The following is a 12,409-nucleotide window of genomic DNA, read 5'->3' as shown; positions in this document are numbered from 1 at the left end:
GACACCGGCCGCGCTGGGCGGCCGGTGTGCGGTGGAACGATGTGCGCCAGGTTCAGCGCGGCGAGCGTGGCTTCAGTTCGTCCTGGCCGAGGAAGCCATCCTTGTTGGCGTCGAGCTGATCGAAACGCTCGGCCAGGCGCGGCTTGCCCTTGGCTTCGTCGCGGCTGATGCGGCCGTCCTTGTTGGCATCGGCGGCGGCGAAACGCTCGGCGCCGCGTGCCTGCATGCGCTGCTGGTGCTGCGCGCGGCGGTTGGCGTCGGCCGCGTCGACCTCGGCGCGGGTCAGCTTGCCGTCCTTGTCGGCGTCGGCATTGGCGAACCATTCGTCACGGCGTTGCTTGCCGCGCAGTTCGCGATCCTTGGCGTCGACGTAGCCGTCTCCGTTCGCGTCCATCTTCGCGAAGTTCCCGGCGAAGCGTGGCTGCGCGGCGGCTTCGGCCTTGCTGACGCGGCCATCGCCGTCCTTGTCCAGCTGCTTCATCATGCCGCCGTGGCCACCGGTGCCGCGACGATGGCCGCCCATGCCGTGGCCGCGATGCGGGCGCTCGTCGGCGCTCAGCTTTCCGTCCTTGTTCTTGTCGAGCGTGTCGAAGTGCTCGGCCAGGCGCGGATGCGCGGCAGCCTCGGCGCGATCGATGACGCCGTCGCCGTTCTTGTCCAGGGTCGGACGGGAAGCGCCGGCGGCCGGCGCGGACTGGGTGGCGGCGAAGGCGGTGCCTGCGCCCAATGCGGTCAGCACGGCCACCACGAGCAGGGTCTTGTTGCGGGTCATGTTCGGGTTCTCCTGATCACGCGGCGCGGTTGCGCCACTGACCGGGAAAACGCCCGGACGCCGCGTTGGTTGACGCGGCGACGGACGGATTCAGGTTCCAGCCGGTCGCATGCGCCGCGACGACGGGCGCGCAGTATGCTGGCCGCATGGTCCACGCCTTCGCCCGCGCCGTTTCCATCCTCGGCCACCCGATGCTGGTGTTGCCGGCGGCCGCGCTGCTGCTGGCGGCGCGCACGCTGGGCGTGCGCGAGGCGGCGTGGATGGGAATGGGTTTCGCCGCGTTCGCCGCGCTGGTGATGGGCTGGTCCGGCTGGCAGGTGCGGCGCGGGCGCTGGCAGCACGTGGACGCCAGCCGGCACGAGGAGCGCCGGACCTTGAACCGCTTCCTGCTGGTGGCATTGGCGCTGGCGGCGATGCTGGCCTGGTTCGCCGGCCAGCCCGCGCAACTGGCGCTGGGCCTGGCGCTGGCGGCGGCGTTGATCGCGGTGGCGATGCTGGGCGCACGCTGGTGCAAGCTGTCGCTGCACATGGCGTTCGTGGTGTACGCCGCGCTCCTGCTGTCGCAGGTTCATCCGGTCTGGGGCGTCGGCGCGGGCGTGTTCGCCGCGCTGGTGGCATGGTCGCGGCTGAAACTGCGGCGGCACGTGCCGCGCGATCTGGTGGCCGGCGTGCTGGCCGGCGCGGGCTCGGGCGCCCTCTTCATCTGGCTTGCGCCAAGACTGGCGGCATCGTGATGGGCAACAATCCTCCGCAGCCGGCCGAAGATCTGCGCCTGTTCCATACCGGCGAACATCCCTGCGGCTACTGGCCGGATCGGAATGCGCGCGATCTGGTGCTGGACCCGCGCGATCCGCGCCTGCCGATGTTCTATCCCAATGCGCTGGCGTGGGGCTTCCGCCGTTCCGGCGACATCGTCTACCGGCCGCATTGCCTGGGTTGCCAGGCCTGCGTGGCGGTGCGGATTCCGGTGGCGCGGTTCGAACCGGATCGCAGCCAGCGCCGCTGCGCACGGCAGAACCAGGACGTGGAGGTGCGGGTGGTGGCGGCCGAACGCGGCGCCGAACACCTGGCGCTGTACCAGCGCTACCTGAGCGCGCGGCATCCGCTGGGCGGCATGGACGATCACGGCGCGGTGGAATTCGAGCAGTTCCTGATCGGCAGCTGGGCCAACAGCCGTTTCCTCGAACTGCGCGAGCATGGCCGGCTGCTGGCGGTGGCGGTGACCGACCTGCTGCCGGAAGCGCTGTCGGCGGTCTACACCTTCTACGATCCGGACCTGACCGCGCGCGGGCTGGGCACGCTGGCGATCCTGCGCCAGATCGCCTGGGCGCGCCGCGAGGGCCTGCCCCACCTGTACCTGGGCTACTGGATCCACGGCCACCGCAAGATGGACTACAAGCGCCGCTTCCATCCGCTGGAAGCCTACGACGGCCGCGGCTGGCGGGATTTCCAGCCGCCGCCGGATCCGTAACCGCGCTGTCATCGGCGGCGCCGGCGCCCATGTCAGAATGGCGGCATGCGAACCTTTCTCCTGCCCGCCTGCCTGCTTTCCCTGCTGACTGCCTGCGTGAACGTCAACGTGCACGGTGATCCTTCCGCGACCCTCGCCGACACCTCCGCGCGCCTGCGCGTGGCCACCTACAACACCTCGCTGTACTCGGACGAGGCCGGCGGCGTGATCCGCGAACTGGAAAGCGACAGCGCGCATGCGCGCAAGATCGCCGCGGTGCTGCAGAAGGTGCGCCCGGATCTGGTGCTGCTCAACGAGTTCGATTACGACGACGCCCACCGCGCGGCGGATCTGTTCCAGCGGCGCTATCTGGAAGTCGCCCAGCCCGACGGCGGCGAAGCGCTGCGCTATCCCTACCGCTATCTGGCCCCGGTCAACACCGGCGTGCCCAGCGGCCTGGATCTGGACAACAACGGCGAGGCCGGCGGCGAAGGCCGCGCGCGCGGCAACGATGCCTGGGGCTACGGCCTGCATCCCGGCCAGTACGGCATGCTGGTGCTGTCGAAGCATCCGATCGACGCCGCGCAGGTGCGCACGTTCCAGTTGCTGCGCTGGAGCAGCCTGCCCGGCGCGGCGCGTCCGGTCGATCCGGCCACCGGCAAGCCGTGGTACCGCGACGAGGTGTGGACGCAGTTGCGGCTGTCGTCGAAGTCGCACTGGGACGTGCCGGTGCGCACGCCGACCGGCGTGGTGCATTTCCTCGTTTCGCATCCGACGCCGCCGGTGTTCGATGGTCCGGAAGATCGCAACGGCGCGCGCAATCACGATGAGCTTCGCCTGTGGCATGAGTACATCAGCGCCGGCGACAAGCCGTGGCTGTGCGACGACGCCGGTGCCTGCGGTGGTCTGGCGCAGGAGGCGCGCTTCGTCATCGCCGGTGATCTCAACAACGATCCGGTCGACGGCGACGGCCGCCACGACGCCATCCTGGAACTGCTCGAACATCCGCGGGTGATGCGCCACCCCACCCCGCAGAGCGCCGGCGGCGCGGAAACCGCGCAAGCCTACGCGGCCAAGGGCATCGCCCTTCGCGGCGCGCCCGGCCACGTCACCGGCGACTTCGGACCGAAGGCCGGCGCGATGCGACTGGACTACGTGCTGCCCTCCACCGGTTTCGCCTACGAGGGCGGCGGCGTGTTCTGGCCCGCGAAGGCCGATGCGGACGCCGCCATCGCCGATGGCAGCGATCACCACCTGGTGTGGGCGGATCTGGGGCTCTAGCTACTTCTGCGCGGACGACGCGAGTCGTGGCCGGGACCGGTGGCGGTGAGACGCGATGTAGGGACGGAGGCTGAGTGCCCCGACGTCCCTGACCTGTCTGTTTTCCCGTCGCGACGCATGCCGCGAATGCGGGATACGGGACGCCTAGGAACCCACCACCGTGGTGCGCGGGCTGAAGCCGATGGCGCCGTCGCTGCGGGCGGAGACGATCATCTTGACCATGCTGCCGGGGACCATGACTTCGATCTGCACGGTCTTGCCGTCCGGCGCGAGGCCTTCCAGCGTCATTTCGATCAGCGCGCCGGCGGTATCGATTTCGCGGCACAGGAGGTGCGGTTCGCCGCCTTCCACCTGCACCAGGTAGGGCTTGATCGCCTCGCCCAGCGCTTCCAGCGCCTGCGGGAAGAAGAACACCGCGTAGCCTTCGTTTCCGTTCATCATTCGATCCTTACTTGAGTTCGATGCCGAGGGCGTCGGCGGCGTCGCGCGCGATCGTGCGGGCGGTGTCGATGTCGGCGGCGCGCGCCAGGGTCACGCCGACCCGGCGATGGCCTTCCACCCGCGGTTTGCCGAACAGGCGCAGCGCGGTGTCCGGCGCGGCCAGTGCCCGGTCCACATTGGAGAACACCGGCACGCCATGGCCATGCGCCAGCACCGCGCACGAGGCCGACGGCCCGTGTTGGCGGATGACCGGAATCGGCAGGCCGAGGATGGCGCGCGCATGCAGCGCGAATTCGCTCAGCTCCTGCGAGACCAGGGTGACCAGGCCAGTGTCGTGCGGGCGCGGCGAGACTTCGCTGAACCACACCTCGTCGCCCTTCACGAACAATTCGACGCCGAACACGCCCCAGCCACCCAGATTGTCGGTGACCGCGCGCGCCACCGCCTGCGCGTTTTCCAGCGCGCGCGCGGACATCGGCTGCGGTTGCCAGCTTTCGCGGTAGTCACCGTCGCGCTGCAGGTGGCCGATGGGTTCGCAGAACGAGGTGCCGCCGGCATGACGCACGGTCAGCAGGGTGATTTCGTAGTCGAAGTCGATGAAGCCCTCGACGATGCAGCGGCCGGCGCCGGCGCGGCCGCCGGTCTGCGCGTATTCCCAGGCCGGGGCGATGTCGGCGTCGCCGCGCACCGTGCTCTGGCCCTTGCCGGAGGACGACATCACCGGCTTGACCACGCACGGCAGGCCGATGGCGACGATGGCCTCGCGGTATTCGGCCTCGGTATCGACGAAGCGGTAGGGTGAGGTCGGCAGGCCCAGGGTTTCGGCGGCCAGCCGGCGGATGCCTTCGCGGTCCATGGTCAGGCGGGCGGCGCGCGCGGTCGGGATGACCCGGGCAGCGCCTTCGGCTTCCAGTGCCACCAGGGTGTCGGTGTGGATGGCCTCGATCTCCGGGACGATCACGTGCGGGCGCTCCCGCGCGACCAGCGCGCGGACCGCGGCCGGATCCAGCATGTCGAGTACATGCGCGCGGTGTGCGACCTGCATGGCCGGGGCATCGGCGTAACGGTCGGCGGCGATGACTTCCACGCCCAGCCGCTGCAGTTCCAGCGCGACCTCCTTGCCCAGTTCGCCCGACCCGAGCAGCAGGACCCGGGTGGCGTGGGGACTGAGCGGGGTACCGAGGTCGACCATGGGGCGGAATTCCGATGCGGGAGGGAGCGGCATTCTACCGGCCCGGCCCCTCCGCCCTCTCCCGCCGACAGACGGCACTTGCCAACTGATATCATTTTGATATCTTTCACCCGAACAAGGAGAGACCACCATGAAAGAGAATCCCATCCGCTCGCTGCCCGGCATCCCCTTCCTGCTCGCCCTGCTGGCGGTGACCGCCCTGGCCATTTGGCTGTTCGCCAGCGGCATCGGCCCCGATCCCAAGCACTCCGGCATCGTGTCCGGCCTGCGCATCGTCGCCGGCATCATCCTGGGCGTGCTCGCCTTCTTCAGCCTGATCGGCCTGTACACCGTGCAGCCCAACCAGGCGGCGGTAATCAGCCTGTTCGGCAAGTACGTGGGCACCGTCAAGGACAACGGCCTGCGCTGGAACAACCCCTTCTACTCCAAGAAGAAGGTCAGCCTGCGCGTGCGCAACTTCGAAAGCGGCAAGCTCAAGGTCAATGAACTGGACGGCAGCCCGATCGAGATCGCCGCGGTGATCGTCTGGCAGGTGGTCGATGCCTCCGAGGCCGTCTACAACGTGGACGACTACGAGAGCTTCGTGCACATCCAGTCCGAATCCGCGCTGCGGGCGATGGCTACCAGCTATCCGTATGACCAGCACGAGGAAGGCCAGCTGGCCCTGCGCAGCCACGCCACCGAGATCTCCCAGCACCTGAAGAACGAACTGGCCGAACGCCTGGCCGATGCCGGCGTGCAGGTCATCGACGCGCGCATCAGCCACTTGGCCTACGCGCCGGAAATCGCCCAGGCGATGCTGCAGCGCCAGCAGGCCAACGCGGTAATCGCCGCGCGCACCCGCATCGTCGCCGGCGCGGTCGGCATGGTCGAGATGGCGCTGGCCGAACTGCAGAAGAACGGCGTGGTGCAGCTGGACGAGGAGCGCAAGGCGCAGATGGTCAGCAACCTGTTGGTGGTGCTGTGCGGCGATCGCAGCACCCAGCCGATCGTCAACACCGGCTCGTTGTACTGAGCTGGGCAACGGGCAGGCATCGTGGCCGAGAAGAAAGCCTATCCCCTGCGCATCAGCGCCGACGTGCTCAACGCGGCGCAGCGCTGGGCGGACGATGAACTGCGTTCGCTCAACGCGCAGATCGAATACGTGCTGCGCGACGCGCTGCGCAAGGCGGGCCGCCTGCCCAAACCCGCGTCATCCCCCGAATCGGAAGACGGCAACTAGACGCGGCCCCCGGCGCACGGCGACGGGCCCGCGGAGCAATCGACACAAGGAGAGCAACATGAGCAAGCGCTGGACCTACCAGGTCATCGAAGTGAAGCCCGGCCTGATGGGCGGACTCAAGCACGAGGAACTGCAGAACGAGCTCAATCGCCAGGGTGCGCAGGGCTGGGAGCTGGTGAACATCATCGTGCCGGCACCGATGACCGCGGTGCAGATGATCTTCAAGAAGGAGATCTGAGATGCGCGTTTCTTTGTGGATTGCGCTGGTGCTCGGCGCGCTGTTCTCACCGGCCACGTTCGCCGCCGACGCACCCGGCGCGATTGCCAACCGCCTGCTGGACCACCTGCAGGGCGGCGACTACGCCGCCGCCGAGGCGATGTTCTCACCGGAAATGGCCACGGCGGTCCCGCAGGACAAGCTGAAGGCGGTGTGGGAATCGCTGCCGGCCCAGATGGGCGAACTGCGCACGCGCGGCGAGCCCAAGGTCATGCCGCACCAGGACATGCAGGTCGCGCTGATCCGGCTGGAGTTCGCCAATGGCGCGATCAACGCGCAGGTCGCGGTGAACGCGCAGGGCAAGGTGGCCGGCTTCCTGCTGCAGCCGGCGCCGCCGGCGGCCGCCACGCCGGTCCCCGCCGATGCGTCCTACCAGGAGCGTGATCTCACCGTGGGAACCGGCGAACAGGCGCTGGCCGCCACCCTGGCGATGTCGAAGGGCGCCGGTCCCTTCCCCGCCGTGGTGCTGGTGCATGGCTCCGGCCCGCAGGATCGCAACGAGACCATCGGTCCCAACCGTCCGTTCCTGGACATCGCGCGCGGCCTGGCCGCGCAGGGCGTCGCGGTGCTGCGCTACGAGAAGCGCAGCAAGGCGCGTCCGCAGGATTTCACCGGCGGCAAACCGTTCACCGTCGATGACGAGGTCACCGACGACGCGGTCGCCGCGATCGCCACCCTGCGCGCGCAGCCCGGCATCGACGGCAAGCGCGTGTTCGTGCTCGGACACAGCCAGGGTGGCATGCTGGCGCCACGCATCGCGCAGCGCTCCGGCCAGGTGGCCGGCCTGATCCTGTTCGCCGCGCCCGCCCGTTCGCTGTTGACGATCCTGCCGGAACAGAACCGCTACCTGCTGGCGCAGCAGGGCCCGCCGAGCGCGGAAAAGCAGGCGTTCCTGGACAAGCTCGACGCGCAAATCGCCAACGTCCGCGGTGACGCGCCCGACGATTCCACCGATACCCCGCTGGGCCTGCCCGCCCGCTACTGGCGCTCGCTGGAAGCGATCGATCCGGTCGCCGAAGCCAGGGCGAGCGCGCTGCCGCTGCTGCTGTTGCAAGGTGGCCGCGATTTCCAGGTCGTCGATACCGACTGGCAACGCTGGCGCGAAGGCCTGGCCGGCGATCGCAAGGCCACGTTCAAGCACTACCCGGCGCTGAACCACCTGGGCATCGCCGGCGAAGGCGTCGGCACGCTGTCCGAATACCAGCGCCCGGGCCAGGTCGATCCGCAACTCATCGCCGACGCCGTCCGCTGGATCAAGGAACACTGAGCATGACCCGCGATTTTCCCGTTGCCCCGCTCGACCGCTGGACCCTGCTCGGCCTGTGGCTGCCGATGACCAGCGCGATGGCCATCGCGGCCGGTTCCGTGCTGTGGAGTTCCAGCGAGCAGGTGCCGCGCGGCCTGCTGTTCACCCTGCCGTTCGTGCTGCTGGTGGGCGTGGTCCTGCATCTGCTGCTGCGCCGACGCCGCATCCAGTTGGAACAGGGCGAACTGAAAATCACCGCGACCATGTTTCGCAAGCAGGTTCCGATCAGCGCCATCGATCTGGACAAGGCGCGGATCGTCGATCTGGACGAGCACACCGAATTCAAGCCGCGGGTGAAGACCAATGGCTTCAGCCTGCCCGCGTTCACCGCCGGCCACTATCGACTGCGCAACAAGGCCAGGGCGTTCTGCCTGATCAGCGATCGCGCGCGGGTGCTGGTGCTGCCCCTGCGCGAGGGCCCGCTGGTGCTGCTCAGTCCCGAAAAACCCCGCGAACTGCTGGACGGCCTGCGCGAAGTGGCGGCCTCCACGCCGCGACGCTAAGCTGCGGGGCATGCACACGCCCCCGGTTCCGCTCAAGACCCGCCTGCTCAATACGCCCGACGTGGAACTGTGGCCCGGCGGCCTGCTGCGCGCGCGCAGCAACGCCGATGCGCGCATCCTCGCCCGCGCGCGGCGGGTACTGCGGCGCAAGCGCGACGGCCGCTACCTGGCCGCGGAACTGCCCGAAGGACTGATGCCGCTGCTGGCCGGGCTGCCGCGCGAGGCCGGCGTCGAGGCCGCGCTGGATCGGCTGGATCACGAGCGCGACGGACGCGGCCCCTGGCTGGGTGACGCCGGCGAACTGCCGCTGGATGCCCTGCGCGATCACCTGCACGCGCTGGGCCTGGACGAAAGCTACGGCGAGCGCACCGGCCTGCCGCTGGTGGCCGAGCCCGACACCCTGGCGTTCGCGGGCTTCGACCGCTATCGGCGCGCCCTGTGGCTGACCCTGGCCGCCGCGCGCGGCTGGCTGGCCCTGCGCGATGCCGCCGCGCGCGACGGCGTGGTGCTGGAGGCGATCTCCGGCTACCGCAGCCACGACTACCAACTCGGGATTTTCGAGCGCAAGCTGGCGCGCGGGCAGACCGTGGCGCAGATTCTTTCAGTCAATGCCGCGCCGGGTTACAGCGAGCATCACAGCGGACGGGCGCTGGACATCGGCGCGCCCGATGAACCGCCGGCCGAGGAGAGTTTCGAAAACACCACCGCGTTCGCCTGGCTGATGGCGAACGCGGGCGCGTTCGGCTTCACCCTCAGTTATCCGCGCGACAACCCGCACGGCATCGTGTACGAGCCGTGGCATTGGTGCTTCGCCGCTGATGTCGCGGTCGATGCCGACTGAGACGGAGCGCCAGCGCCGGCGGCTGTTGCGGGCGATGGCGCTGGGCAGCGCCGCCGCCGCAGTCGGCTGTCGCCCTGGCAAGGACACCGAATCCGTCGGCGATGTCAGCGACATCGATCATGTCCCGGTCGCCGGGCAGATCCACCCCGGTTCCACCGCCGCCCTCCAGCAGGCCCTGCGCCAGACCCGTGGCCCGCTTTCAATCGGGGGCGCGCGCTACAGCATGGGTGGGCAGATCGCCGCCGATGGCTCCACCCACATCGACATGCGCGGCATGAAACGGCTGCTTCGCCTGGATACCGAAGCCCGCACCGCGCGCGTGCAGGCCGGGATGTGCTGGCGGGATCTGCAGGACCATCTGGATCCGCACGATCTCGCGGTACGGGTGATGCAAAGCTACAGCAACTTCTCGATCGGCGGTTCGCTGTCGGTGAACTGCCACGGCCGCTATGTCGGCGCCGGGCCCGTGGCGCATTCGGTCCGCGCCCTGCAACTGGTGACCGCCGACGGCGGCGTGCATGAGCTGGATCACCAGCACTCGCCCGAACTGTTCGCGGCGGTGCTGGGCGGTTACGGCGGGCTGGGCGTGGTCACCGAGGTGGAACTGGATCTGGACGCGAACTTCCCGATCCGCCGCGACGCGCAGCGGGTGGCACTGGACGAATATCCGGACTTCTTCCGCGACGCCGTGCACGCGCGACCGGGCATCCTGCTGCACAACGCCGATCTGATGCCGCCGGATCTTGACCGGCCACTGGCCATCAGCTGGACCCGCACCGAACAACCGCTCACCCTCACCGAACGGCTGGTGCCGCGCGACCTCGACTACGGGCGCGAGCAGAACCTGATCTGGTCGGCCTCCGAACTTCCCGGCGGCGGCTCGCTGCGCGAGAAGTTCCAGACCGAACGCATCCTGGCCGAACCGGTGGTGGCCATGCGCAACCGCGAGGCAAGCCTGGATGCGGCCTCGCTGGAGCCGCGCACGCGGATGTTCTCGACCTACCTGCTGCAGGAGTACTTCATCCCGGTGAAGTCGTTCGCGACCTTCGCGCGGAGGATGACGGCCATCCTGCGACAGCACGAGGTCAACGCGCTGAACGTCTCCATCCGGCACTCGCCCGCCGACACGGTGTCGCTGCTGAAGTGGGCGCCGCAGGAAGTATTTTCCTTCGTGCTTTACCACAAGCAGCGTGCCTGGTCAGGCGTCGACCGGAAAGCCGGTCCCTGGACCCGCCAGCTCATCGACACCGCGCTGGCGCTGGGTGGACGCTACTACCTGCCCTACCGCCTGCACGCCACGCCCGAACAGTTCCACCGCGCCTATCCGGAAGCCACGGCCTTCGCCGCGATCAAGCGCCAGGTCGATCCGCAGCGTCGTTTCCGCAATCGGCTGTGGGACAAATACCTGCCTGCTTGAGTCGATCCCGCATCGGATGCACCGATGCCTGGACGAGACCGACCGGGTGACCAGCCGATGCGTCACCGGCGGCATCCCTCTTGCCGCTCATGACCTTCCTGCGTAACGTGATCGGCATCGTTCGGGGAATGACATGGACAATCCGTATCAGGCGTCGGCGGCCAGCGCCGGGGCGGCGGCACCGCTCGGCGTTTCCTACTTCAAGAATCCTGCGCTACTGACGCTCGCCGCCCGGATTTTCCTGGGACTCGGCATATTCACCTCCCTCTGCGCGAGCGCGCTAGCACTCCACGAGATTTCGCTGATGGGAGAGTATTCGGCCACGGACAGCCTGGACGACATCTATGATCAGATGCTCATCCCCATCATGTTGCTTGGCGCGGTCCAGTTTGTCGCGGTATTTGGCGCCTTCGTGGTCGTTGCGATGTGGATATATCGAATGGCCTGGAATGCGCGCTATTTCGCGGGCGCACAGCACATGGAGTACACCCCGGGCTGGGCCGTGGGTTGGTATTTCATTCCCATAGCCACGCTCTGGAAACCCTACCAGGCGATGAAGGAAATCTGGCGCGCAAGCGACGATCCCGCGCGCATGCGGCTCGTCCCCATTCCTTTCTGGCTACCGCTCTGGTGGTGTCTTTGGCTGTCGAGCAACATTCTCAGCAACGTGTCCGCCCGACTCACTTTCAGGGCTGAGATCATCTCCGAAGGGATGCTGGCGAACCAGATATCAGTCGTGGTGGAAGCCGTGAATATCGTGCTGTGCCTGGTGTTCCTGGTGATCGTGAACCGACTGTCACGCATGCAATGGCACCAGCAGTCACTGCGACAGGCGCAGGCGGTGGCCTGAAGACGCGGGCACGCGCGGCAGACCGGCTGGCAGGCAATTCGGCGTAACGATTTGCATTGTCGTTGCCCCCTCATCGTGGGCGAAAGCGCGGCGGACTTGAGCGAGATCAATGTGCCGCCCGCGCCGGGTATCGATACTCGCCGTGTACTCCCGACATGGCCGCCCCGATGTTCTCGACCCATGCCCGCTACCGTCCGTCCCTGGTCGCCCTGCACTGGCTGACCCTGCTGTTGCTGATCGGCGTCTATGCCACCATCGAGCTGCGCGGCCTGTTCCCGCGCGGCAGCGATGCGCGCCAGCTGATCAAGACCGCGCATTTCTTCCTCGGCATCAGCGTATTCGGCCTGACCCTGGTGCGCCTGCTGGTGCGGGTGTCGTCGCCTGCCCCGCCGATCGCGCCGGTGCCGCCGGCCTGGCAGAAGCTGACCGCCGGCGCGATGGCGCTGGCGCTGTATGGCCTGATGCTGGTCACGCCGGTGCTGGGTTACCTGCTGCTCAATGCGGAAGGCACCTCACCGGCGCTGGGCGGCTGGGCATTGCCGACCCTGATGGGCGCACGGGAAACCCTGGGCGACAGCCTCAAGGAATGGCACGAGCGCATCGCCGTCGCCGGCTACTGGCTGATCGGCCTGCATGCGCTGGCCGCGCTGTACCACCACTACGTGCGTCACGACGACACGTTGCTGCGCATGAGTTTCAGGCGCTGACATGTAGCGCGGAGCCCGTTCCGCTGCGGCGTTCAAGGATTGGGCGCCGGGGGTTCAGCGGAGCGGGCTTCGCTCTGCATGGCCGCCCGTTCGTTCCACCGCGACGGCGGGTGGTTCGAGCGAGGGAAACATCGGCGGAACGAGCTCCGC

14 protein-coding genes and 2 pseudogenes are annotated in these 12,409 nt (G+C 68.4%); 12 read left to right on the top strand and 4 right to left on the bottom strand.

Annotation, left to right across the window (positions count from 1 at the left end; all coding sequences use genetic code 11):
- Positions 1-52: 52 nt before the first annotated feature.
- Positions 53-127: pseudogene (locus AC3DE2_RS16205) on the bottom strand (hypothetical protein); the annotation flags it as partial.
- A gap of 27 nt (positions 128-154) precedes the next feature.
- A pseudogene (locus AC3DE2_RS16200) lies at positions 155-772 on the bottom strand (hypothetical protein); the annotation flags it as partial.
- A 146-nt stretch (positions 773-918) separates the two neighbouring features.
- On the opposite strand from AC3DE2_RS16200, the gene AC3DE2_RS16195 reads away from it, so the two are divergent.
- Genes AC3DE2_RS16195 through AC3DE2_RS16185 form a run of 3 tightly spaced genes read left to right on the top strand, consistent with a single transcriptional unit; the run spans position 919 to position 3,503 of the window.
- On the top strand, positions 919-1,506 hold the full coding sequence (locus AC3DE2_RS16195; RefSeq protein WP_488427035.1) for a phosphatase PAP2 family protein: 588 nt from the start codon (positions 919-921) through the stop codon (positions 1,504-1,506).
- Positions 1,506-2,243 carry an arginyltransferase gene (locus AC3DE2_RS16190; RefSeq protein WP_488427034.1) on the top strand — a complete coding sequence of 246 codons (738 nt, stop codon included), beginning with the start codon at positions 1,506-1,508 and terminating at the stop codon, positions 2,241-2,243. The genes AC3DE2_RS16195 and AC3DE2_RS16190 overlap by 1 nt, the downstream gene beginning before the upstream one ends.
- 45 nt (positions 2,244-2,288) lie before the next feature.
- The gene (locus tag AC3DE2_RS16185; RefSeq protein ID WP_488427033.1) at positions 2,289-3,503 is read left to right on the top strand and encodes an endonuclease/exonuclease/phosphatase family protein; all 1,215 of its coding nucleotides are present in this window, start codon (positions 2,289-2,291) and stop codon (positions 3,501-3,503) included.
- A 144-nt stretch (positions 3,504-3,647) separates the two neighbouring features.
- Here the strand turns inward: AC3DE2_RS16185 and AC3DE2_RS16180 are convergent, their stop codons facing one another.
- Positions 3,648-3,941, bottom strand: coding sequence for a hypothetical protein (locus AC3DE2_RS16180; RefSeq protein ID WP_295376172.1), 294 nt, complete (start codon positions 3,939-3,941; stop codon positions 3,648-3,650).
- 10 nt (positions 3,942-3,951) lie between these two features.
- Positions 3,952-5,136, bottom strand: coding sequence for a formate-dependent phosphoribosylglycinamide formyltransferase (gene purT, locus AC3DE2_RS16175; RefSeq protein WP_488427032.1), 1,185 nt, complete (start codon positions 5,134-5,136; stop codon positions 3,952-3,954).
- A gap of 130 nt (positions 5,137-5,266) precedes the next feature.
- Here purT and AC3DE2_RS16170 point away from each other — a divergent pair, with 130 nt between their 5' ends.
- From AC3DE2_RS16170 to AC3DE2_RS16130, 9 genes are all read left to right on the top strand, one after another.
- The gene (locus AC3DE2_RS16170) at positions 5,267-6,151 is read left to right on the top strand and encodes an SPFH domain-containing protein (protein ID WP_295376169.1); all 885 of its coding nucleotides are present in this window, start codon (positions 5,267-5,269) and stop codon (positions 6,149-6,151) included.
- A 21-nt stretch (positions 6,152-6,172) separates the two neighbouring features.
- Complete coding sequence (locus tag AC3DE2_RS16165) at positions 6,173-6,358, top strand: type II toxin-antitoxin system antitoxin (RefSeq protein WP_488427031.1); 186 nt, start codon at positions 6,173-6,175, stop codon at positions 6,356-6,358.
- 58 nt (positions 6,359-6,416) lie between these two features.
- Positions 6,417-6,596, top strand: a complete 180-nt coding sequence (locus AC3DE2_RS16160; protein WP_295376165.1) for a DUF4177 domain-containing protein — start codon at positions 6,417-6,419, stop codon at positions 6,594-6,596.
- A 1-nt stretch (position 6,597) separates the two neighbouring features.
- A complete protein-coding gene (locus tag AC3DE2_RS16155) occupies positions 6,598-7,902 on the top strand; it encodes an alpha/beta hydrolase (protein ID WP_488427030.1) in 1,305 nt (434 codons plus the stop codon).
- A gap of 2 nt (positions 7,903-7,904) precedes the next feature.
- A complete protein-coding gene (locus AC3DE2_RS16150; protein ID WP_488427029.1) occupies positions 7,905-8,444 on the top strand; it encodes a PH domain-containing protein in 540 nt (179 codons plus the stop codon).
- A gap of 10 nt (positions 8,445-8,454) precedes the next feature.
- Positions 8,455-9,285, top strand: a complete 831-nt coding sequence (locus AC3DE2_RS16145) for a M15 family metallopeptidase (RefSeq protein WP_488427028.1) — start codon at positions 8,455-8,457, stop codon at positions 9,283-9,285.
- Positions 9,275-10,702, top strand: coding sequence for an FAD-binding oxidoreductase (locus tag AC3DE2_RS16140; RefSeq protein WP_488427027.1), 1,428 nt, complete (start codon positions 9,275-9,277; stop codon positions 10,700-10,702). Before AC3DE2_RS16145 ends, AC3DE2_RS16140 begins: the two co-directional genes overlap by 11 nt.
- Positions 10,703-10,835: 133 nt before the next feature.
- Positions 10,836-11,552 (top strand): DUF4328 domain-containing protein, encoded by a 717-nt coding sequence (locus tag AC3DE2_RS16135; RefSeq protein WP_488427026.1) that lies wholly within the window; start codon positions 10,836-10,838, stop codon positions 11,550-11,552.
- A 155-nt stretch (positions 11,553-11,707) separates the two neighbouring features.
- Positions 11,708-12,259: a cytochrome b gene (locus tag AC3DE2_RS16130; RefSeq protein WP_295379509.1), complete on the top strand. Its 552-nt coding sequence runs from the start codon at positions 11,708-11,710 to the stop codon at positions 12,257-12,259.
- Positions 12,260-12,409: the final 150 nt, after the last annotated feature.

The organism is Pseudoxanthomonas sp. 68-E7, from assembly GCF_057773145.1.
Note: the sequence above shows the minus strand (reverse complement) of the source record. Positions and strands in the feature narration are given on the sequence as shown.